Raw genomic sequence first — 22271 nt, 5'->3', positions numbered from 1 at the left:
AACGCCGGCGCGCGGGTACGATGCGCGCGGCCTGCCGCTGGCGGGGTCTTCCTCCTTTCTTGCATGCCCGACCCGACCCTCTCTCTCGCCGAACTCCTGAACCGCGCCAGGCAGGCACTGGCCGGTCCCGAGGGCGTGCTGCCCGCGCTGCCACCGGCCACGCCGGTCACCGGCAGCGTGGTGTTCCTCGCGATCGGCGAAGGCGGCAGCCGCGCCCGCGTGGTCTCGGGCCGCGGCGCCGATGCCGCGCAGGCCTGGGAGGAAGCGGCCGAGGCGCTGGCCGATGCCGCGCAGCGCGGCGAACGGCCGCCGCAGCGGCTGCGCGCGGAACTGGTCGAGCACGTGCTGCCGATGCACTGGGGCGAGTTCAAGGAACTGCTCGCGAAGACGCGGCGCAACTACTTCCAGCAGGGCGTGTCCTTCGACAGCCGCTTCGAGTTCGCGCTGCTCGCGCCCGAGGCCAACGGCAGCGCGGTCTTCTACGACGGCAGCGTGGACCACTGCCAGCCCAATCCCGGCAACCTGCGGCTGCACACCCGGCGCCGCTTCGGCAAGGAGCTCGACTTTCCCGACGACGACGCCGCGCCCGTGTGGTGCTTCACCACGCGCGCCGTCTACGTCGATGCCGAGGGCGCCTGGCCGATCGTTCCCGAGGGCCAGGAGGCGCAGCTGCGCCGCCTCGACGACTGGGGCGCCGCGCCGGTGCGCCGCATGGTCGAGGACGCGAGCCGCTACCTGGCCGCGCAGGTCAAGCCCACGGGCGAGTTCCACTACGGCTGGTTCCCCTGCTTCGACCGCGCCATCCCGACCTACAACACGCTGCGCCACGCGAGTTCGACCTATGCGCTGCTCGAGGCCTGGGAGCTCACGCGCGACACGGCGCAGAAGGAGGCCATCGACCGCTCGCTGGCCTTTCTCGCGGGCTCGCTGATCCGGCCCGCGGTGCTGCCCGACGGCGGCAGCGCGGCCTTCCTGGTCGACGTGGCGCACGAGGTCAAGCTCGGCGGCAACGCGGTCTGCCTGCTGGCCTTCGTCAAGTACACCGAACTGACCGGCGACCGCCGCTTCCTGCCGCTGCTCGAGCAGCTCGCGCTCGGCATCCGCCACATGCAGGACCCCGAGACCGGCCGCTTCGTGCACGTGCTGCACCGGCCCAGCCTCGCGGTGAAGGACGCCTTCCGCGTCATCTATTACGACGGCGAGGCCGCGTTCGGGCTGATGCGGCTCTACGGCCTCACGCGCGATCCGCGCTGGCTCGCGATGGTCGAGAAGGCCTTCGACCACTTCATCGCCGCCGAGCACTGGCGCGCGCACGACCACTGGCTCAGCTACTGCGTCAACGAGCTCACGCGCCACCGGCCCGCGCTGCGCTACTACGAGTTCGGGCTGCGCAACGTGGCCGACTACCTCGACTTCGTGCTCGAGCGCATCACCACCTTTCCGACCCTGCTCGAGCTCATGATGGCCGCGCGCGAGATGGTGCTGCGCATCGAGGCCGATCCCGAGCTGCGCCACCTGCTCGAGGGCCTGGACCGCGACAAGTTCGAGCGCGCGCTCGAGCACCGCGCGCGCTACCTCGCGAACGGCCACTTCTGGCCCGAGCTCGCGATGTTCTTCCGCCATCCCGACCGCATCGCGGGCTCGTTCTTCATCAAGCACCACAGCTTCCGCGTGCGCATCGACGACGTGGAGCACTACCTGTCGGGCTATGTCGCCTACCACCGGTTGCTGAAGGCGCGCGAGGGCGGCGAGACCGCCGCGCCGTCCGCGCCGCAGGCCGAGGCGCAGGCGCCGGCCGAGGCGCCCGCGACGCGCACCGGCACCGTCGCCTTCGGCGGCGACGTGAACCTCGGCCGCCGCCTGCACTACCGACGCCTCGAGCTCGGCGGCGCGCGCCGCATGCTCAGCGGCATCCCCGCGCTGCGCGAGGCCGACCTGCGCATCGTCAACCTCGAGTGCGTGGTCGCCACCACCGGCGAGCAGGGCGTGGACAAGGGCGAGGCAGGCTCCTACTACTTCCGCGCGCGGCCCGAGATGCTCGACGTGCTGACCACCGCGCGCATCGGCATCGTCGCCACCGCCAACAACCACAGCGGCGACTACGGCCCGGGCGCGCTGATGGAACAGCAGTGGCACCTGCAGGCCGCGGGCATCGCCTGGGCCGGCACCGGCCGCGACCTCGAGGCCGCGCTGCGCCCGGCCTTCGCGCTGGCCGGCGGCGTGCGCGTCGCGCTGTTCTCGCTCGACGCCACCCAGCCCCAGTTCGCGGCCGGCACCGACAAGCCCGGCGCCGCCTACCTGCCGCTCGACGAGCCCGCGGCCTGGACCGCGCTGCTCGCGCCGCGCATCGAGAAGGCGCGCGAGTCGGCCGACGTGGTGCTGGTGGCGGTGCACTGGGGCGACAACCTCGAGACCGAACCCTCCGAGGCCGAGGTCGCGGTTGGCCATGCGATCGTCGATGCCGGCGCCGATGCGGTGCTCGGCACCTCGGCGCACGTGCTGCAGGGCGTCGAGGTCTACCGCGGCCGGCCGATCGTGCACGACGCGGGCGACCTGCTGTTCGAGGCGGTGCGCAGCGACTTCGTCGACGCGGGCGTGTTCACGCTCGCGCTGAGCCCGCGCGGCGTCGAGCAGCTGAGCTTCACGCCGATCGGCGTGGGCTTCGGCCGCTCGCGCCAGTACGCGAACGAGCGCGCGCGCGGCGCGGCCGCGCGCTTCGCGCGCCAGTGCGAGGCGCTGGGCACCCGCATGGCGGTGCTGCCCGAGGGCCGCTGCACGCTGGCGCTGGCGCCACCCGAGCGCGCCTCGCGCCTGGCCGCCGATGCGCCGGCGCTGCCCGAGCCGGCGTTCGCGCGCGTCGCGCCGCTGCTCGCGCCGCGGCCCGAATGGCTGGTCGACGTGCTGCCGCCCGATACGCGCCACTTCGCACCCATCCGCTTCGGCCCGCTCGAGCTGCTGGGCATCCGCTGCGCGCCGACGCAGATCTCGGGCCGCCGCATGCTGTGGATCGAGTCGTTCTGGCGCGCGGTCGAACCCGTGACCGACGACCTGCGCGTGCAGTTCCGCGCCATGCCGATGCGCAGCACGCAGATGCCGCCCTGGGGCGAGAGCATGGACCACGATCCCTGCGACTGGATGTGGCCCACCAGCCGCTGGCAGCCCGGGCGCATCCACCGCGACCGCTACGGACTGCGGCCGCCCGCGAGCAGCCTGCTGCGCAGCGACGTGCTGCAGATCGAGGTGCGGGTGGTCGGCAGCGCCCGGCCCGCGCGCCTGGGCGAGGAGACCGAGGAGACCGTGCCCGCGCCCGAATGGCCGGCGCAGCGCCTGCCCGTGTGGTGCGGGCTGCGCGCCTCGCAGGTGGCGCTGCCGCTGCCCCGAGCGGCCCGCGCCCGTGCTGTTCGCGCTGCGCCCCGGCGCCTCGGCCACGCCGGAGCCGGTGTGGACCGCCGAGGCGCTGCAGCGCATCACGCGCGGCGAATGGCTGGTCGAGCCGCCGCCCGGCTGGCTCGCGCGCTCGGTGGTGCGCGGGCCGAAGCACATGGCGCTGCTGCCGGCGCCGGCGCTGTTCATCGCCTCCGACTACCAGACCCTGGCCGCGCACGAGCGCTACAGCCGGCCGCGCAGCACGGTCAACTGGGACCGCCACCTGCTGCTGCCCGGCCTGCAGGACCAGCTCGCGGGCGCGATCGTGCAGCACCCGGTCGAGGGCCTCGCGAGCGACTTCCCGCTGCTGCGCGTCGAGGACCCGATCCGCGCCATGCTGCGGCTGGGCGCCGCCGCGCGTGAGCGCTACCGCGGCCTGCTGGTCGGCGTGACCGGCACCGTGGGCAAGTCCTCCACCATCTCGATCCTGCGCGACCTGCTGCCCGCGCAGGCGCGCGTGCACACCACCATCGACAACTACAACTCGCGCGTCGGCGTGCCGGCGATGCTGGCCAGCCTCGGGCCCGACGTCGACGTCTGCATCCTCGAGATGGCGCAGAGCTCGCTGTGGATGGACCGCGGCCCGATCTCGCTGATGGCGCGCCCGCACGTGGCGATCGTCACCGAGATCGGCCTGTCGCAGACCCGGCAGGCCGTGAGCGTGGAGCAGACGGCCGAGTACAAGTCGCGCATTTTCCTCGGCCTGGAGCCCGGCGGCGTGGCCATCGTGCCCGACCACATCCCCTGCCTGCTGCAGACGGTGCAGGCCGCCGCGCGCACCGCGGGCGCGGTCTGGGTGGTGGGCCGCGGACCGCAGGCCGACGTGCGCGTGCTCGGCACCGAGCCCGAGGGCCATGGCTGCCGCGTGCGCATCGCGTTGCGCGGGCGCACCCATTCCTACCTGTTCCCGGTCGCGAGCGAGGGGCTGGTGCGCAACTCCACGCTCTCGTTCGCGGCGCTGGTCGCGATGGGCTTCGACCCCGAGGCCGCCTGCGCGCGCATGCCCGGCGTGCGGCTGCCGGCCTCGGTGATGCACGTGCAGGCGCTGCGCACCGAAGGCGGCGTGCAGGCCACGCTGGTCGACGACAGCTGGAACGCCGAGGTGATGTCGATGCGCAATGCGATGGCTTTCGTGCGCGACTACGGCCGTGCGGGCGTTGGCGGCAATGGCGCCGCGCCGGTCGCGCGCCGCATCGCCATGCTGGGCCGCATCGTCAACCTCGACCATGCGGCCGAGGCGATGCACCGCAGCCTCGCGGCGCCGCTGCTGGACTCGGGCATCGAGCACGTCGTGACGCACGGCCAGGAGATGCGCTGGCTGCGCGAGGAGATGCCGACCTCGATGCTGGGCCCGCACTTCGAGAACGCGGCCGACGCCGCCGGCTACCTCGGCGCCTTCCTGCGCGACGGCGACCTGCTGCTGGTGAAGGGCGACCGCGACCGCTCGGACTTCGGCGAGATTCCCGAACTGCTGCGCAAGCTATGAACCTGCGCTCGACCTCCGTGCTGCTGTGCGCGCTCGCCGTGGCGCTGGTGCAGGCGGCCTGCGCGCAGCGCGCCGAGATCCGTCCGCCCGCGATCCGCGTCATCGGCGACGAGGTGCTGCACTGGAACCAACCCGCGGTGCGCGAGAACTGCCCCGAGGACCGCTTCGGCTTCCTCTGGGTGCAGCCGGTCGAGGGGCCGGCCTGCATCCGCTATTTCGCGAGCAGCGACATCGAGGGCGCGCGCGTCGCCATCGTGCAGTTCTCGGGCGACCGCGACGCCGTGATGGACCAGCCGCCCACGCGCATCTCGGGCAACACCGAGGCGCTGCGCACCACCGACGCGCAGCGCAACCGCGACCGCGCCGGCGTGCCCTGGATCTTCGTCGCGCGGCCCGGCACCTACGGTTCCTCGGGCAACCACCGCCAGCGGCGCCAGCCGGTGGAGTTCCATGCGCTCGATGCCGCACTCGACGCGCTGATGCAGCGCCACCGCATCCAGCGCCTGGTCATCCTCGGCCACAGCGGCGGCGCCACCGCGGGCGCGGCGCTGCTCACCATGGGCCGCACGCGCGTGGCCTGCGCGGTGCTGACCTCGGGCGCCTATGGCCTGCTCGAGCGCGCGCGCCTGCTCGGGCGTTCGCGCGACGGCCGCACCGACACCACCGGCAGCACGCGCTTCTACGACCCGCTCGACCATGTCGACGGCGTGGTGCCCGATCCGGCGCGCCGCATCGTGCTGATCGGCAATCGCGAGGACGAGAACACGCCCTTCGCGCTGCAGGAGCGCTTCGCCGAGGCGCTGCAGCGCGCCGGCCATCGCGTCGAGATCCGCACCGCGGCCGCCGAGCCGCCCGACTTCCACGACCTCAAGGACCGCGCGGGGCCGAATGCCGCCGCGGCCTGCGCGCGCGAAGCCATGTACCCGGGGCCGCGCGGTACCGAGCGCTGAGGGCCGGGCCCGTTCCATCCACACCCGACGTCATTCCATGAGCGAACCGAGGATCTCCCAGCGCAGCTACGGCCGCATGCCCGACGGCCGGCCCGTCATCGAGTACACGCTCGACAATGGCCTCGGCCTGCGGCTGCAGGCGATCAACCTCGGCGGCATCGTCACCGCGCTGCTGGTGCCCGACCGCCAGGGCCGCGCCGCCAACGTGGTGCTGGGCCTGCCCGACCTCGCGGCCTACCTCGGGCCGCATCCGCACCTGGGCACCATCGTCGGCCGCTTCGCCAACCGCATCGCCGCCGGGCGCTTCGAGCTCGACGGCCAGGCGCACCAGCTCGCGCTCAACGACGGGCCGAACGCGCTGCACGGCGGTCCGCAGGGCTTCGGCAAGCGCTTCTGGAGCATCTACGCGCTGCCGAACGAGCCCGGGCGCATCGGCATCGAGCTGCGCCATGTCAGCGCGCATGGCGACGAGGGCTATCCGGGCGAGCTGCGGCTCGCGGTGCGCTACGAACTGAGCACCGCGGCCAACACCTGGCGCATCGTCTACCGCGCCGAAACCGACCGGCCGACGGTGCTGAACCTGAGCCACCACGACTACTTCAACCTCGCGGGAGAAGGCAGCGTGATGGGGCACCGGCTCACGCTGCCGGCCAGCCGCTACTGCCCGGTCGATGCCACGCTGATCCCGACCGGGCTGGCCGAGGTGGCGGGCACGCCCTTCGACTTCCGGCAGCCGATGGCCATCGGCGAGCGCATCCGCGACGGCCATGCGCAGATGCTGATCGCACGCGGCTACGACCACAACTGGGTGCTCGACCGCGCGCAGGAACGCGACGGCCTCGCGCTGGCCGCGCGGCTGGCGCACGAGGCCTCGGGCCGCACGATGGAAGTGCACACCACCGAGCCCGGAGTGCAGTTCTATTCGGGCAACTTCCTCGACGGCAGCCTGCTGGGCAGCGGCGGCGCGGCGATCCGCCAGGGCGACGGCCTGTGCCTGGAGACGCAGCACTTTCCCGATTCGCCGAACCGGCCGGAATTCCCCTCCACGGTGCTGCGGCCCGGCGAGGTGTTCCGCGGCGTGACCGAGCACCGCTTCGGCATCGCCTGACGAAGCCCGGCGCCGGGCTCACAAGGTGTGAAGAAACCGTAGCGAGCGCCCCGAGGTCGCGCCGAGGACCGCAGCCGTACTCTGTACGGTGAGGACCGCAGGTGCGAGATCGGGGCGCGCAGCAGGTTTATTCATACCTTGTCAGGCCGTCGACAGCCGGTCGTCGGGCAGCGTGCCGAAGTCCGTCTGCGCGAAATCCTCGGGCACGTGCACGGCCTGCGCATCGCGCCGCAGCAGGCCGCGCTGCTCCATGGCGCGCATGGTCTTGTTGACCACCTCGCGCGACAGCCCCGAGTACGAGGCGATCATCGACTGCGAGATGCGCTTGTCGAAGCCGCCCGCATGCACCGGCGCCAGCTGCGTGAGCTGGTGCAGCACGTGGCCCACCAGCGCACCCGACGACAGCGTGGAGACGCGCCGCAGCCGTCCGCGCAGCAGGGCCTGCCGCTTCGCCACCAGGCCCAGCAGGCGCAGCGCGATCTCGGGCCGGCGCTCGCACAGCTCGCGCAGCGCGGCCACCGACACCAGGTGCACCGACGCGGGCAGCGCGGCGACCAGCGCCTGCGTCGAGCGGTAGCGATCCTGCTGCAGCCCGAGGTCGAAGAAGAAGTCGTCGGCGCGGATGAACTCGCTCGTGAAGTCGGCGGCCGGCGTGCGGCCGCGCGCCACCACGCGCAGCAGCCCGGTCGCCACGCAGTAGACGCGGTCGGTCTCTTCGTGGGCCTCGAGCACGGTCTCGTTGCGCCGGAAGTAGCGCAGCTCGCTGTGCCGGGTCAGCCATTCCCGTTCCGTCATCGGAAGGCCGGCCGTGAGGGGATGCAGGTACATGGGCGCGATGATTGGCGAGTGCGACGGCGGCGTCTTCTCATTGCGCGCAGGCGGCCGGCGGCGAAATGCTCAGGAGGGGCCGGCCAGCGCCCGCGCGTCGCCCGGCGTCATCGCATAGGCGGCGCGGAAGGCGCGGTAGAAGGTCGCGAGGCTGTCGAAGCCGCTGCGGTAGGCGATGTCGGTGACCGAGCGCTCCGGCGCCACGGCCAGCTGCCGCGAGGCATCGGCGAGCCGCAGCGCGGTGAGCGTGCGCGCGAAGCTGTGGCCGGTGGGCTCGAACAGCACGTGCACCTGGCGCAGCGAGATGCCCAGTTCGCGCGCGACGTTCGAGGGCGAGAGCTCGGGCCGGCGCAGGTCGCGCTGCAGGATCTCGCGCGCCGCGTGCAGCAGGCCCGAGCGCAGCGCGGCGCGGCTCTCGGGCAGGCCCGGCGCCAGGCGGCCACGCGCCAGCAGCGTCAGCCGCACGGCATTCACCACCTCGGCCCCGGCGTTCGCGAGTTCGCCCGGCCTCGTCGTGAGCGCGCGGAACAGCGCCAGCAGCGGCCGCGCGAAGGCGGCCGTGCGCGCCAGCGGCGCCGCGAACAGGTCGTCGGCGCGCGCGCCGAGCAGCATGCCGGGCACCAGCGGTATGCGCAGCGAGCGGAAGTCGAAGCCGTCGCCGCGCATCGGCGTGGCATCGAAGGGCAGGTCGGCATGGTGGACCACGAGGTCGCCCTCGCGCACCGGCCGGCCTTCGTCGCGGCCGCTGCTGACCCAGCCGGGACCGCGCACCTGCAGGCCGATGCACAGGCTCTGGCCCGCGACGCGCGCGATGTCGGCGCGCGTGCGGCTCACGCGGTAGGAGGAGGCGCGCAGCTCGGAGACGCTGGCGGCGATGCCGGCATCGCCGACCGGCGTGGAGAGGAAATGCCCTTCGAAGGCCGTGCGCCGCTCGCGCGGCACCTCGATGGTGACGCCGAACAGATGCTTGCCGCGCACCTCGCACCAATGGTCGAAGCGGTCCTGCGGGCGGAGGTCGTCGGTCGTGAAGTGCAGCATGGCCGTCGGAGCGATGCGGCGGATTGTCCGGCGGCTTCGCGTCGCCGGCGTGGCGATTTCCGGTGCCCCCGGAGCGCGCGGGGTCGGGTCAGCCTGCGTACAGGCCCGCCGGTGCACCGGGGCCGTCGATGCGCACCGCGAACAGGCCGCCGGCCAGCGGTTCGGCGGCGAGCTGCGCTTCGGAGCGGCCGTTGCGCGCGGTCGAGATGTAGAGCGTGCGCAGGTCGGGCCCGCCGAAGGCGCAGTCGGTGACGTTGCCCGCGGGCAGCGCGATGCGCGCGAGTTCCCGCGCGCTCACCGGGTCGTGGCAGCTCACGCAGGCGCCGTCCCAGTGCGCGATCCACAGCCGGCCGGCCGCGTCGGTGGTCATGCCGTCGGGCAGGCCGTCGGTCGCGGGGAAGCGGTGCCAGAGGCGACGGTTCGCCACCGTGCCGGCGTCCATGTCGAAGTCGTAGGCGTAGAGGTGGTTGAGCACCGTGTTGTTGAAGTACAGGGTGCGTCCGTCGGCCGACCAGGTCGGCCCGTTCGTGACCTCGAAGCCGTCGTCGTGCCGGCTGCAGCGGCCGTCGCCGTCGAAGCGGTAGAGCGCGCCGGTGGGCGCCCGGCAGTCGAAGTCCATGCTGCCGCCCCAGAAGCGGCCGCGCGCATCGCACTTGCCGTCGTTGAAGCGGTTGCCCGCGCGCTCGGGCTCGGGCTGGTGCAGGTAGGCGGGCGCGGCGGTCTCGCTCTCGGGTGCCGTCGCGGGATCGAAGAAGGCGAAGCCGCGGCGCAGCGTGATCACCAGGCCCGGGGCGGCGGCGCGCTCGGCGATCGCGGTGATCTCCTCGGCGAAGCGCCAGGTCCGGCGCTCGCCGCTCGCGGGGTCGAAGCGGAACAGCCGCGGCGTGAGGATGTCGATCCAGTAGAGCGCCTGCTCGCGCGGCGACCACAGCGTGCCTTCGCCGAGGTTGGCGCCGGCATCCCAGATGCATTCGGGCGTGCCGAGGATCGTCGGCGCGGGGAGGGGGCTTGTCTCTGCGGCGGTCATGGCGCGTGCCTTCTTTCTTGTGTGCCTCGTGGCGGGTCTTCTTGACGCCGCGGATCGTATCAAGGCATATTGATAACGGAAATTAAAAATATGTGCATGCATTGATATGCAATTTGCAATGCATCAAGACCACCCCGTCCGGAGACCTCCTTGACCGCTTCCTCCTCCCTCGCCATCCACCCCAGCCTCTCGGGCCGCACCGTGTTCGTCACGGGCGGCGGCAGCGGCATCGGCGCGGCCATCGTGTCGGCCTTCGCCGCGCAGGGGGCCCGGGTGGCCTTCGTCGACATCGCCGAAGCCGCCAGCGCCGAGCTCGCGCAGCGCATCGCGCAGGCCGGCCACACGGCGCCCTGGTGGCGCGCCTGCGACGTGCGCGACATCGGCGCGCTGCAGGCCGCCATCGCCGACGCGGCCACCGAGCTCGGCGACTTCGCGGTGCTGGTCAACAACGTCGCGAGCGACGACCGCCACACGCTCGAGTCGGTCACGCCCGACTACTACGACAACCGCATGGCGATCAACGAGCGCCCCGCGCTGTTCGCGATCCAGTCGGTGGTGCCGGGCATGAAGCGCCTGGGCGCGGGCTCGATCGTCAATCTCGGCTCCACCGGCTGGCAGACCAAGGGCTCGGGCTATCCCTGCTACGCGATCGCCAAGTCCTCGGTCAACGGCCTCACGCGCGGCCTCGCGGTGGAGCTGGGCCGCGACCGCATCCGCATCAACACCGTCTCGCCCGGCTGGGTGATGACCGAGCGCCAGGTCGCGCTGTGGCTCGACGCCGAGGGCGAGCAGGCCCTCAAGCGCAACCAGTGCCTGCCCGACAAGCTCATGCCCGAGGACATCGCGCGCATGGTGCTGTTCCTGGCCTCGGACGATGCGCGGATGTGCACGGCGCAGGAGTTCACCGTGGATGCTGGGTGGACCTGAGAGACAGCCGAACAGCCGGACGCAGAGGACGCGAAGGTTTCGCGAAGGGCGCGAAAGGAATACCAAATTTTTTGAGGTCTCTTTTGCGTACTTCGCGAAACCTTCGCGTTCTTCGCGTCCGGCTGCCCGCTCCCGAATTCAGTCGATCTCCAGCTTGCGCCCGTAGACGCTCAGGCTCGCCGTCTTCAGCGCCTTCATCATCACCTTGGCCGCCGGCGACAGCAGCCGGTCGGTGCGCGTGATGATGCCGAAGGCGTCCATGTGGCAGGGCATGTCCAGCGGCAGCAGCGACACGATGCCGTGCGATGCGTAGTAGCGCGCCACGTCGGTCGCCAGCACCGCCACCATGTCGCTCTGCTGCAGCATGCGCGTGATGAACAGCAGCGCCGAGCTCTCGATGGTGTTGATCGGCGGCTGCAGTCCCTCCTCCTGGAACATCAGCTCGAAGCGGTGCCGCAGCACGCTGCCGGCCGGCGGCACGATCCAGCCCTCGCCGACCACGTCGCGCAGCGTGAGGCCGCTCACGCCCAGCAGCGGATGGCCAGGGCGCACCAGCGCGCACACCGGCTCCTCGGTCAGCGCCTCGTAGCGCAGCTGCGACTTGTCGTGCTCGGCGAACAGCCGCGCCACCAGGATGTCGAGCTTGCCCTGCTCGAGCCGCTCGATCAGCACCGGGCTGGTCTCGATCTCGAGCGAGACCCGCAGCTGGGGCTGCTCGCGCTTGACCATCGCCACCGCGGGCGGCAGCAGCGTGAGGCCGGGCGCGGTGATCGCGCCCACGTTCACCTGGCCGAAGCGGCCGGCCTTGAGCGCGGTGAGCTCGTCGTGCGCCTGGTTCAGGCTCGCGAGGGCGACCCGCGCGTGGCGGATCATGGTCTCGCCGTACCAGGTGGGCCGCATGCCGCGCGGCAGCCGTTCGAACAGCGGCACCTCGAGCACGTCCTCCAGGTCCTTGAGCAGCTTGGAGGCCGCCGGCTGCGTCATGTTGAGCACCTGCGCGGCGCGGTGGATGTTGCCTTCCTCGGCCAGCGCCACCAAAAGCAGCAGCTGGCGCGTCTTGAGCCGCGCGCGGATAAACCAATGGGTGTAGTTCGTCATGAAGGTTGAGAACCTCGGTTCGCCGGGTTTTCCAGAATGTCTCGATCGATATTCATTTTGTCGAAAAAATGATTGGATCGATATCCGTTTCATTCCTAGACTGCCGCCCACCCCTACAACAACAGAGACAAGGTCGGCGCCACGGTGTTCCACGGCGAGATCCATCAGAACGTGCGGCAGTACATCAACGGCCGCTGGGAAACCAGCGCGACCACCGGTGTGAGCACCAATCCCTCCGACACCAGCGAAGTGGTGGCCGAGTACGCACGGGCCGACCGCCGCCAGACCGACGCGGCGATCCGCGCCGCCTCCGACGCCTTCCCCCACTGGAGCCACAGCACGCCGCAGCGCCGCGCCGACGTGCTCGACCGCATCGGCGCCGAGCTGCTGGCGCGCAAGGACGAGCTGGGCCTGCTGCTGGCGCGCGAGGAGGGCAAGGTGCTGCCCGAGGCCGTGGCCGAAGTGGCGCGCGCGGGCCAGGTGTTCAAGTTCTTCGCGGGCGAGGCCTTCCGCGGCGGCGCGGGCGCCGGCGGTGGCGAGAGCCTCGCCTCGGCGCGCGCGGGCGTGCAGGTCGACGTCACGCGCGAGCCGCTCGGCGTGGTCGGCCTGATCGCGCCGTGGAACGCGCCCTTCGCGGTGCCGGCCTGGAAGATCGCGCCCGCGCTCGCGCACGGCAACAGCGTGGTGTTCAAGCCGGCCGAGCGGGTGCCGGCCTGCGGCTGGGCGCTGGCCGAGATCATCAGCCGCGCCGCGCTGCCCGCGGGCGTGTTCAACCTCGTGATGGGCAGCGGCCGCGAGGTCGGCCAGGCGCTGGTCGACAGCCCGCACGTCGACGCGCTGAGCTTCACCGGCTCGGCCGCCGTCGGCGAGCGCGTGCTGCGCGGCGCCACCGCGCGCCGGGCCCGGGTGCAGCTCGAGATGGGCGGCAAGAACGCGCTGGTGGTGCTGGCCGATGCCGATCTCGAGCGCGCGGTCGACTGCGCGGTGCAGGGCGCCTACTTCTCGGCCGGCCAGCGCTGCACCGCCTCGAGCCGGCTGATCGTCGAGGCCGCGGTGCACGACGCCTTCGTGGCGCGGCTGCGCGAGCGGCTCAAGGCGCTGCGCGTGGGCCATGCGCTCGAGCGCGGCGTGGAGATCGGCCCGGTGGCCGACGCCGAGCGGCTCGCGGGCCACCTCGCCTGGGTCGAGATCGCGCGTGCCGAGGGCGCCGAACATGTGTGGGGCGGCGAAGCGCTCGAGCGCGCCACCACCGGCCACTACATGAGCCCGGCGCTGTTCCTGGCCGAGCCCGGCCACCGCATCGCGCGCGAGGAGATCTTCGGCCCGCTCGCCTGCGTGCTGCGCGCCACCGACTACGAGCATGCGCTCGCACTGTGCAACGACACGCCCTTCGGCCTGTGCGCCGGCATCTGCACCAACTCGCTGAAGCACGCGATGCATTTCAGGCGCCATGCCGAGGTAGGCATGACCATGGTCAACCTGCCGACCGCGGGCGTGGACTTCCACGTGCCCTTCGGCGGCCGCAAGGGCTCGGGCTACGGCCCGCGCGAGCAGGGACGCCATGCCGCCGAGTTCTACACGCAGGTCAAGACCGGCTACATGCTGGCCTGACCCGCACCCAGGTCCCCCGGTTTCCGACAAGCAGCCCCCATCCACAACAGGAGACGACCCATGACCATGAACCGCCGCACCCTCAACGCCGCGCTCGCCGCCGCCGCCCTCGGCGGTCTGCTGCCGGCTTCCGTCCTCGCGCAGAAGAAGCTCGTGCTGGGCTTCGCGCAGGTCGGCGCCGAAAGCGAATGGCGCACCGCCAACACCGAGTCGATCAAGGCCTCGGCCAAGGAGGCCGGCATCGAACTCAAGTTCTCCGACGCGCAGCAGAAGCAGGAGAACCAGATCAAGGCGATCCGCTCGTACATCGCGCAGAAGGTCGACGTGATCGCCTTCTCGCCCGTGGTCGAGTCGGGCTGGGACACGGTGCTGCGCGAGGCGAAGGCCGCGAAGATCCCGGTGGTGCTGACCGACCGCTCCGTCAACAGCAAGGACGACACGCTCTACGTGACCTTCATGGGCTCGGACTTCGTTGAGGAGGGCCGCAAGGCCGGCCGCTGGCTGGTCGAGAAGATGAAGGACCAGAAGGGCGAGGTCAACATCGTCGAGCTGCAGGGCACGGTGGGCTCGGCGCCCGCCATCGACCGCAAGAAGGGCTTCGAGGAAATCATCAAGGCCGACCCGAAGTTCAAGATCGTGCGCTCGCAGACCGGCGACTTCACGCGCGCCAAGGGCAAGGAGGTGATGGAAGCCTTCCTCAAGGCCGAGGGCAAGAAGATCAACGTGCTCTACGCGCACAACGACGACATGGCGATCGGCGCCATCCAGGCCATCGAGGAGGCCGGACTCAAGCCCGCGAAGGACATCGTGATCATCTCCATCGACGGCGTGAAGGGCGCCTTCGAGGCCATGATCGCCGGCAAGCTCAACGTCTCGGTCGAATGCAGCCCGCTGCTGGGCCCGCAGCTGATGCAGGCGGTGAAGGACATCAAGGCCGGCAAGACGCTGCCCAAGCGCATCGTGACCGAGGAGGGCATCTTCCCGATGGAAGTGGCCGCCAGGAATTCCCGAGCCGCAAGTACTGAGGACGGCCCATGAAGCGCAGCAACTTCCTCAAGGCCGCCGTCGCGGGCCTCGCGCTCGCCGCCGCCGGCATCGCGCCGCTGGCCCGGGCGCAGGACAAGGGCCTGATCGCGATCTCGATGCCCACCAAGTCCTCGGCACGCTGGATCGCCGACGGCGCCAACATGGTCAAGTACTTCAAGGAGAAGGGGTACAAGACCGACCTGCAGTACGCCGACGACGACATTCCGAACCAGCTCGCGCAGGTCGAGAACATGGTGACGAAGGGCTCGAAGGTGCTGGTGATCGCGGCCATCGACGGCACCACGCTGTCCGACGTGCTGCAGAAGGCTGCCGACAAGGGCGTGAAGGTGATCGCCTACGACCGGCTCATCAAGGGCTCGAAGAACGTCGACTACTACGCCACCTTCGACAACTTCCAGGTCGGCGTGCTGCAGGCGCAGTCGATCGAGAAGGCGCTCGACCTCAAGGCCGGCAAGGGGCCGTTCAACATCGAGCTGTTCGGCGGCTCGCCCGACGACAACAACGCCTTCTTCTTCTACAACGGCGCGATGTCGGTGCTCGAGCCCTACATCAAGAGCGGCAAGCTGGTGGTGCGCAGCAAGCAGATGGGGATGGACAAGGTCGGCACCCTGCGCTGGGACGGCGCGGTGGCACAGGCGCGCATGGACAACCTGCTGTCGGCCTTCTATACCAAGGAGCGCGTCGACGCGGTGCTCTCGCCCTACGACGGCCTGTCGATCGGCATCCTGTCCTCGCTCAAGGGCGTGGGCTACGGCTCGGGCTCGCAGCCGATGCCGGTGGTGTCGGGGCAGGACGCCGAGATCCCCTCGGTGAAATCGATCCTGCGCAAGGAACAGAGCTCGACCGTGTTCAAGGACACGCGCGAGCTCGCCAAGGTCACGGTGGCGATGGTCGACGCCATGCTCTCGGGCAAGACGCCCGAGGTCAACGACACCAAGACCTACAACAACGGCGTCAAGGTCGTGCCTTCGTACCTGCTCAAGCCGGTCAGCGTCGACGGCAGCAACTGGAAGCAGGTGCTGGTCGACAGCGGCTACTACAAGGAAAGCCAGGTCAAGTGAACGAGCGCGACGCCCTCGGCGGCGGCACGATCCTCGAGATGCGCGGGATCACCAAGACCTTCCCGGGCGTGAAGGCGCTGAGCAACGTCAACCTCGCGGTGCGCGCGGGCGAGATCCATGCGGTGGTGGGCGAGAACGGCGCCGGCAAGTCCACGCTGATGAAGGTGCTCAGCGGCGTCTACCCCGCGACTCGTACGACGGCGAGATCCTGTTCGAGGGCGAGCCGCGCCGCTTCCGGGGCATCGCCGACAGCGAGAAGCTCGGCATCATCATCATCCACCAGGAGCTCGGCGCTGGTGCCGCTGCTGTCGATCGCCGAGAACATCTTCCTCGGCAACGAGATCGCGCGCGGCGGCGTGGTCGACTGGTTCGCGGCCTATGCGAGGACGCGCGAGCTGCTCGCCAAGGTCGGCCTGAAGGAAGCGCCGACCACGCTGGTGACCGACCTCGGCGTGGGCAAGCAGCAGCTGGTGGAGATCGCCAAGGCGCTCGCGAAGGAGGTGCGCCTGCTGATCCTCGACGAGCCCACCGCGAGCCTCAACGAGACCGACAGCGACGCGCTGCTGCGGCTGCTGCTCGAGCTCAAGCGCCAGGGCATCGCCTCGATCCTGATCTCGCACAAGCTCAACGAGATCGCCAAGGTGGCCGATGCGATCACGGTGCTGCGCGACGGCGCCACGGTCGAGACCATGGACTGCCGCGCCCAGCCGATTAGCGAGGACCGCATCGTGCGCGGCATGGTGGGGCGCGACATGGCGCACCGCTATCCGCCGCGCGAGCCGAAGATCGGCGAGACGGTGTTCGAGCTGCGTGACTGGCGTGTGCACCATGCGCAGCATGCCGACCGCGAGCAGATCCACGGCGTGAGCCTGCGCGTGCGCCAGGGCGAGATCGTCGGCATCGCGGGCCTGATGGGCGCGGGCCGCACCGAGCTCGCGATGAGCGTGTTCGGCCGCTCCTATGGCCAGCGCATCAGCGGCGAGGTGCTGATGCACGGCAAGGCGGTCGACGTGAGCACGGTGCGCAAGGCCATCGACCACGGCATCGCCTACGTGACCGAGGACCGCAAGGGCCTGGGCCTGGTGCTCGAGGAGGAGATCCGCAAGAACGTGAGCCTCGCGAACCTCGACGCGGTGGCCGACGGCCTGGTGATCGATCCGGGCCGCGAGTTCCAGGTGGCGAACGAGTACCGCAAGGCGCTCAACATCCGCTGCGCGGGCATCGAGCAGCCCGTGGTCAACCTCTCGGGCGGCAACCAGCAGAAGGTGGTGCTGAGCAAGTGGCTCTTCACGCAGCCCGAGCTCTTGATCCTCGACGAGCCCACGCGCGGCATCGACGTGGGCGCCAAGTACGAGATCTACACCATCATCGACCGGCTCGCGCGCGAGGGCAAAGGCATTCTCATGATCTCTTCCGAACTGCCGGAGCTGCTCGGCATGTGCGACCGCATTTACGTGATGAACGAGGGGCGCTTCGTCGCCGAATTCACGGCCGCCGAGGCCACGCAGGAACGCATCATGCACGCCATCGTGCGCGCGGGGAGCACGGTCCATGTCGCAGCCTGAAGCGCAGGCGGTGACCGCCGCCGTGGCCGCCGAGCCCGGGGGCCTGCACGCGGGCTTCCTCAAGAACAACCTGCGCGAATACGGCATGCTGATCTCGCTGGTCGCGATCATGGTGCTGTTCCAGGTGCTGACCGACGGCACCCTGCTGCGGCCGCTGAACCTCACGAACCTGCTGCTGCAGAACAGCTACGTGGTGATCATGGCGCTGGGCATGCTGCTGGTGATCGTGGCCGGCCACATCGACCTGTCGGTGGGTTCGGTCTGCGGCTTCATCGGCGCGCTGGCGGCGGTGCTGATGGTGGAGTACGAATGGCATTTCGTGCCGACCGCCATCGTGAGCATCCTCGCGGGCGCGCTCATCGGCGCGGCGCAGGGCTGGTTCGTGGCCTTCCGCAAGATCCCCTCGTTCATCGTCACGCTCGCGGGCATGCTGGTGTTCAAGGGGCTCACGCTGGCGCTGCTCGCCGGCCAGTCGGTGGGGCCGTTTCCCGAGGCCTTCCAGCGCCTGAGCTCGGGCTTCATCCCCGACCCGATCGGCGGCGCGGCGCTGCGCACCACCTCGCTGGTCGTGGGCGCGCTGGCGGCCGCGGCGCTGGTGTTCTTCAAGCTGCGCGGCCGCGCCAAGCTCGCCGCGCACGGCATGGCGCAGGAGCCCTATGCCTTCTTCCTCGTGAAGAACCTGTTCTTCGCGGCCATCATCCTGTTCTTCAGCTACCTGCTGGCCACCTACAAGGGCCTGCCCAACGTGCTGATCGTGATGGCGGTGCTGATCGTGGCCTACGACTTCGTCACCAACCGCACCACCATCGGCCGGCGCATCTATGCGCTGGGCGGCAACGAGAAGGCGGCGCGGCTGTCGGGCGTGAAGACGCAGCGCCTGGCCTTCCTGACCTTCGTGAACATGGGCGCGCTGGCCGCGCTCGCGGGCCTGGTGTTCGCGGCCCGGCTCAACACCGCCACGCCCAAGGCCGGCCTGGGCTTCGAGCTCGACGTGATCGCGGCCTGCTTCATCGGCGGTGCCTCGGCCTCGGGCGGCGTGGGCAAGGTGATGGGCGCGGTGATCGGCGCCTTCATCATGGGCGTGATGAACAACGGCATGTCGATCCTCGGCATCGGCATCGATTACCAGCAGGTGATCAAGGGGCTGGTGCTGCTGGCGGCGGTGTTCATCGACGTCTACAACGAGAACAAGTAGTCCTCCATGACCGACTCGGCAACCTCCGCGCCCCTGCCCGTGCTCGCGCTGCGCGGCATCCGCAAGCAGTTCGGCGGCATCGCCGTGCTCGACGACGTGCAGCTGGAGCTGTACCCGGGCGAGGTGCATGCGCTGATGGGGCAGAACGGCGCGGGCAAGTCGACGCTGATCAAGGTGCTGACGGGCGTGCTGCCGTCGAGCGGTGGCGAGATGTTCCTCGACGGACAGGCGATCCATCCGGCCTCGCCGCTCGATGCGCAGAAGCTCGGGATCAGCACGGTCTACCAGGAAGTGAACCTGTGCCCGAACCTGTCGGTGGCCGAGAACGTGTTCGCGGGCCGCTATCCGCGCCGCGGCGCGCTGCAGGGCTTTCGCATCGACTGGCGCGCGGTGAACCGCCGCGCGGAAGAATTGCTCGCGCGCATCGGGCTCGAGATCGACGTGACGCGGCTGCTGTCGAGCTATTCGGTGGCGGTGCAGCAGATGGTGGCGATCGCGCGCGCGCTCGGGGTGTCGTCGAAGGTGCTGATCCTCGACGAGCCGACCTCGAGCCTGGACGACGACGAGGTCGAGAAGCTGTTCGAGGTGCTGCGGCGGCTGCGCGCGGAGGGCATGGCGATCGTCTTCGTGACGCACTTCCTCAACCAGATGTATGCGGTGTCCGATCGCATCACGGTGCTGCGCAACGGCCACTGGGTGGGCGAATGGGAAGGCGGCGGACCTGGGACCGCAGGCGCTGATCGCGGCGATGCTCGGGCGCGAGCTGGCGGCGCAGTCGGTACGCCCGCGGCATTGCCGGCCTTCGATGAGGCGGCCCCCGCGCTGCTGCAGATCGAGGGATTGGCACAGGCCGGCCAGCTGCAACCGACCGACCTGCGCGTGCGTGCCGGCGAAGTGGTCGGCATTGCGGGCCTGCTGGGCGCGGGCCGCACGGAACTGGCGCGGCTGCTGTTCGGGCTCGAGATGCCCGACCGCGGCGTGCTGAAGATCGAGGGCCGCACGCTGAGCTTCTCGAACCCGGCCGATGCGATCCGCGAGGGCCTGGCGCTGTGCCCCGAGGAACGCAAGACCGACGGCATCGTGGCCGAGCTGTCGGTGCGCGAGAACATCGCGCTCGCGCTGCAGGCACGCCTGGGCACGCGCAAGTTCCTCTCGCATGCCGAACAGACGGCGATGGCCGAGCGCTTCGTGGCCTCGCTGGGCATCAAAACGGCGAGTGTCGAAACCCCCATCGGCCTGCTCTCGGGCGGCAACCAGCAAAAGGCGATGATCGCGCGCTGGCTCGCGACCGAGCCACGCATCCTGATCCTCGACGAACCCACGCGCGGCATCGACGTTGCGGCCAAGCAGGAGATCATGGAAGAGATCCTGCGGCTCGCGCGTGCGGGGATGGCGGTGATCTTCATTTCTTCCGAGATGAGCGAGGTGGTGCGGGTTGCGCATCGCATCGTTGTTCTGCGTGACCGCAAGAAGGTGGGGGGAGTTGCCGGGCGGGGCTACGGAGGACGAGGTGTACGACATGATTGCTGCGGCATGAAGCGCTTGTCTTGCTTTGTTCGTTCGGGGCGGGCGCGCGCCGATGGGGTACTCCCCTCCGCGAATGTCCCCCGCCTTCGGCTCCTCCTTTATTTCGCTGCGGGGAGTACCCCATCGACGCGCGCCTGGACGCAGCCGTTGTTGAACCGCCGGCACCACCGCAGCGCCCCCCGTGCACAGGGCAGTGGGTGCTTCCGCAGCGAAATCAAGGAGGAGGCCGAAGGCCGGGGGACATTAGCGGAGGGAAGTACCCGCTGTCCTGTGCACGCGCCTCAGCCCTCAAGCAGAGAACCCCCCGATGACAACAACAAAAAGCCGAGCGCACAAAGCCATGCACCACCGCCTGACCTGGCCCCTGGTCACGCTGTTCCTCCTGCTGGCCATCAACACAGCCTTCAACCCCAGCTTCCTCCACCTCGAATGGAGAGAGGGCCATCTCTACGGCAGCCTCATCGACATCCTCAACCGCGCCGCCCCCCTGGTGCTGGTGTCGCTGGGCATGACCCTGGTCATCGCCACGCGCGGCATCGACATCTCGGTCGGTGCCGTCGTGGCCATCGCGGCGGCGCTCGCGGCCTGGATGATCGGCGGCTCAGTGGCCAGCGACGTGAGTCGCTTCCCCATGAGCCTGGCCATCGTGGCGGCCATCGGCATCGCGCTGCTGTGCGGCCTGTGGAACGGCCTGCTGGTCGCCAAGGTTGGCATGCAGCCGATCATCGCCACGCTGATCCTCATGGTGGCCGGGCGCGGCATCGCGCAGCTCATCGCCGACGGCCAGATCATCACCATCTACTACAAGCCCTTCTTCTTCCTCGGCAGCGGCTACCTGCTGGGCCTGCCGTTCTCGCTGTTCATCGTGGCCACCGTGTTCGTGCTGCTGTATCTCGCCATCACGCGCACCGCGCTGGGCCTGTTCATCCAGGCCGTGGGAATCAACCCGACGGCCGCGCGCGTGGCGGGCGTGCAGGCGCGGCGGTTGATCGTCGGGGCCTATGCCTTCTGCGGTGCCTGCGCGGGCGTGGCGGGCCTTTTGATCAGCTCCAACGTCAAGAGCGCGGACGGCAACAACGCCGGCCAGCTGATCGAACTCGACGCGATCCTCGCCGTGACCCTCGGCGGCACCGCGCTGACCGGCGGGCGCTTCAGCCTCGTGGGCAGCGTGATCGGCGCGCTGATCATCCAGACCCTGACCTATGCGATCTATTCGCTCGGCGTGCCGCCCGAGATCAACCTCGTGGTGAAGGCCGGCGTGGTGTTCGCGGTGATGCTGCTGCAGTCGCCCGAGTTCAGGGCGGAGCTCCGGGCGCTGGTGCAGCGGCCGGCGCATGACGGAGCCAAGGCATGAGCACCGTGATCGAAACCGCACCCTCAGCCCGGCCCTCTCCCGCAGGCGGGAAAGGGGGCAAGCGGCTCGATCCCAAGTACCTGCCGCTGGCCGCGACCATCTCGCTGTTCGTGCTCGTCGCCACGCTGGGCTCGGTGTTCTACGACGGCTTCTTCTCGGCCCAGGTCTTCCTCAACCTGCTGATCGACAACGCCTTCCTGATCGTCGTCGCCGTCGGCATGACCTTCGTGATCCTCTCGGGCGGCATCGATCTCTCGGTGGGCTCGGTGATCGCGCTCACCACCATGGTGTCGGCCGCGCTGGTCGAGAAGCACGGCTGGAGCCCGGCGGTGGTGATTCCGCTCGTGCTCGCCATGGGCACCGCCTTCGGCGCCTTCATGGGCCTCCTGATCGAACGCTACCGGCTGCAGCCCTTCATCGTCACGCTGGCCGGCATGTTCCTCGCGCGCGGCCTGTGCTACCTGATCAGCATCGATTCGATCAGCATCACCAACGAGTTCTACACCGAGGTCTCGCAGATCCGCATTCCGATCTGGGGCGAGGCCTCGATCTCGCTGAGCGCGGCGATCGCCTTCGGCGTGCTGCTGGCCGCGGTCTTCGTCGCCCACTGCACGCCCTTCGGCCGCGCCGTCTACGCCATCGGCGGCAGCGAGCATTCGGCCATGCTGATGGGCCTGCCGGTGCGCCGCACGCTGATCGGCGTCTACACCCTCTCGGGCTTCTGCTCGGCGCTGGCCGGCGTCATCTTCACCTTCTACATGCTCTCGGGCTACGGCCTGCACGCCGTGGGCCTCGAGCTCGACGCCATCGCGGCGGTGGTCATCGGCGGCACCCTGCTCACGGGCGGCGTGGGCTATGTGGCCGGCACGCTGTTCGGCGTGCTGATGCTCGGGATCATCCAGACCCTGATCTCCTTCGACGGCACGCTGAGCTCGTGGTGGACGCGCATCGTCGTCGGTGCGCTGCTGTTCGTGTTCTGCCTGCTGCAACGCTTCTTCACCTCGCGTGCCCCGCGCCGCTGAT

At 70.2% G+C, this 22271-nt stretch carries 15 protein-coding genes and 2 pseudogenes; 13 read left to right on the top strand and 4 right to left on the bottom strand.

Annotated features, from left to right (window positions below; translation table 11 throughout):
- Positions 1-63: 63 nt before the first annotated feature.
- From ACHMXE_RS37360 to ACHMXE_RS37345, 4 genes are read left to right on the top strand one after another with little or no spacing between them, the layout of a single operon-like run.
- Positions 64-3789 carry a CapA family protein gene (locus ACHMXE_RS37360; RefSeq protein ID WP_395348801.1) on the top strand — a complete coding sequence of 1242 codons (3726 nt, stop codon included), beginning with the start codon at positions 64-66 and terminating at the stop codon, positions 3787-3789.
- On the top strand, positions 3761-4912 hold the full coding sequence (locus ACHMXE_RS37355; protein ID WP_395352968.1) for a Mur ligase family protein: 1152 nt from the start codon (positions 3761-3763) through the stop codon (positions 4910-4912). Before ACHMXE_RS37360 ends, ACHMXE_RS37355 begins: the two co-directional genes overlap by 29 nt.
- Positions 4909-5862 carry a prolyl oligopeptidase family serine peptidase gene (locus tag ACHMXE_RS37350; protein WP_209546319.1) on the top strand — a complete coding sequence of 318 codons (954 nt, stop codon included), beginning with the start codon at positions 4909-4911 and terminating at the stop codon, positions 5860-5862. Before ACHMXE_RS37355 ends, ACHMXE_RS37350 begins: the two co-directional genes overlap by 4 nt.
- 37 nt (positions 5863-5899) lie before the next feature.
- Positions 5900-6970, top strand: a complete 1071-nt coding sequence (locus tag ACHMXE_RS37345) for an aldose epimerase family protein (RefSeq protein WP_395348799.1) — start codon at positions 5900-5902, stop codon at positions 6968-6970.
- Positions 6971-7111: 141 nt separating this feature from the next.
- Here the strand turns inward: ACHMXE_RS37345 and ACHMXE_RS37340 are convergent, their stop codons facing one another.
- From ACHMXE_RS37340 to ACHMXE_RS37330, 3 genes are all read right to left on the bottom strand, one after another.
- The gene (locus ACHMXE_RS37340; protein WP_395348798.1) at positions 7112-7798 is read right to left on the bottom strand and encodes a Crp/Fnr family transcriptional regulator; all 687 of its coding nucleotides are present in this window, start codon (positions 7796-7798) and stop codon (positions 7112-7114) included.
- A 69-nt stretch (positions 7799-7867) separates the two neighbouring features.
- Positions 7868-8836, bottom strand: coding sequence for a helix-turn-helix transcriptional regulator (locus tag ACHMXE_RS37335; RefSeq protein WP_395348797.1), 969 nt, complete (start codon positions 8834-8836; stop codon positions 7868-7870).
- An 88-nt stretch (positions 8837-8924) separates the two neighbouring features.
- Positions 8925-9863, bottom strand: a complete 939-nt coding sequence (locus ACHMXE_RS37330; protein WP_395348796.1) for an SMP-30/gluconolactonase/LRE family protein — start codon at positions 9861-9863, stop codon at positions 8925-8927.
- 150 nt (positions 9864-10013) lie between these two features.
- Between ACHMXE_RS37330 and ACHMXE_RS37325 the strand changes: the two genes are divergently transcribed.
- Positions 10014-10790, top strand: coding sequence for an SDR family NAD(P)-dependent oxidoreductase (locus ACHMXE_RS37325; protein WP_395348795.1), 777 nt, complete (start codon positions 10014-10016; stop codon positions 10788-10790).
- Positions 10791-10928: 138 nt separating this feature from the next.
- Here the strand turns inward: ACHMXE_RS37325 and ACHMXE_RS37320 are convergent, their stop codons facing one another.
- Complete coding sequence (locus ACHMXE_RS37320; protein ID WP_203204484.1) at positions 10929-11888, bottom strand: LysR family transcriptional regulator; 960 nt, start codon at positions 11886-11888, stop codon at positions 10929-10931.
- A gap of 144 nt (positions 11889-12032) precedes the next feature.
- Between ACHMXE_RS37320 and ACHMXE_RS37315 the strand changes: the two genes are divergently transcribed.
- The 8 genes and pseudogenes from ACHMXE_RS37315 (at position 12033) to yjfF (ending at position 22270) form a co-directional block, all read left to right on the top strand.
- The gene (locus ACHMXE_RS37315; protein ID WP_395348794.1) at positions 12033-13499 is read left to right on the top strand and encodes an aldehyde dehydrogenase family protein; all 1467 of its coding nucleotides are present in this window, start codon (positions 12033-12035) and stop codon (positions 13497-13499) included.
- 60 nt (positions 13500-13559) lie between these two features.
- Positions 13560-14524 (top strand): annotated as a pseudogene (locus ACHMXE_RS37310) (ABC transporter substrate-binding protein).
- 9 nt (positions 14525-14533) lie between these two features.
- Positions 14534-15607, top strand: coding sequence for a multiple monosaccharide ABC transporter substrate-binding protein (gene chvE, locus ACHMXE_RS37305; RefSeq protein ID WP_395348793.1), 1074 nt, complete (start codon positions 14534-14536; stop codon positions 15605-15607).
- Positions 15604-17172 carry an ATP-binding cassette domain-containing protein gene (locus tag ACHMXE_RS37300; protein WP_395348792.1) on the top strand — a complete coding sequence of 523 codons (1569 nt, stop codon included), beginning with the start codon at positions 15604-15606 and terminating at the stop codon, positions 17170-17172. The genes chvE and ACHMXE_RS37300 overlap by 4 nt, the downstream gene beginning before the upstream one ends.
- The gene (mmsB, locus tag ACHMXE_RS37295; protein ID WP_395348791.1) at positions 17159-18367 is read left to right on the top strand and encodes a multiple monosaccharide ABC transporter permease; all 1209 of its coding nucleotides are present in this window, start codon (positions 17159-17161) and stop codon (positions 18365-18367) included. Before ACHMXE_RS37300 ends, mmsB begins: the two co-directional genes overlap by 14 nt.
- Positions 18368-18373: 6 nt before the next feature.
- Positions 18374-19904: pseudogene (locus ACHMXE_RS37290) on the top strand (sugar ABC transporter ATP-binding protein).
- A 330-nt stretch (positions 19905-20234) separates the two neighbouring features.
- Positions 20235-21248 (top strand): ABC transporter permease, encoded by a 1014-nt coding sequence (locus tag ACHMXE_RS37285; RefSeq protein WP_395348790.1) that lies wholly within the window; start codon positions 20235-20237, stop codon positions 21246-21248.
- The gene (yjfF, locus tag ACHMXE_RS37280) at positions 21245-22270 is read left to right on the top strand and encodes a galactofuranose ABC transporter, permease protein YjfF (RefSeq protein ID WP_395348789.1); all 1026 of its coding nucleotides are present in this window, start codon (positions 21245-21247) and stop codon (positions 22268-22270) included. The genes ACHMXE_RS37285 and yjfF overlap by 4 nt, the downstream gene beginning before the upstream one ends.
- The last annotated feature ends 1 nt before the right edge of the window (position 22271 follow it).

It is taken from the genome of Variovorax sp. UC122_21 (assembly GCF_044056785.1).
Lineage (GTDB): Bacteria > Pseudomonadota > Gammaproteobacteria > Burkholderiales > Burkholderiaceae_C > Variovorax.
This window is presented reverse-complemented; position numbering and strand designations above follow the sequence as displayed.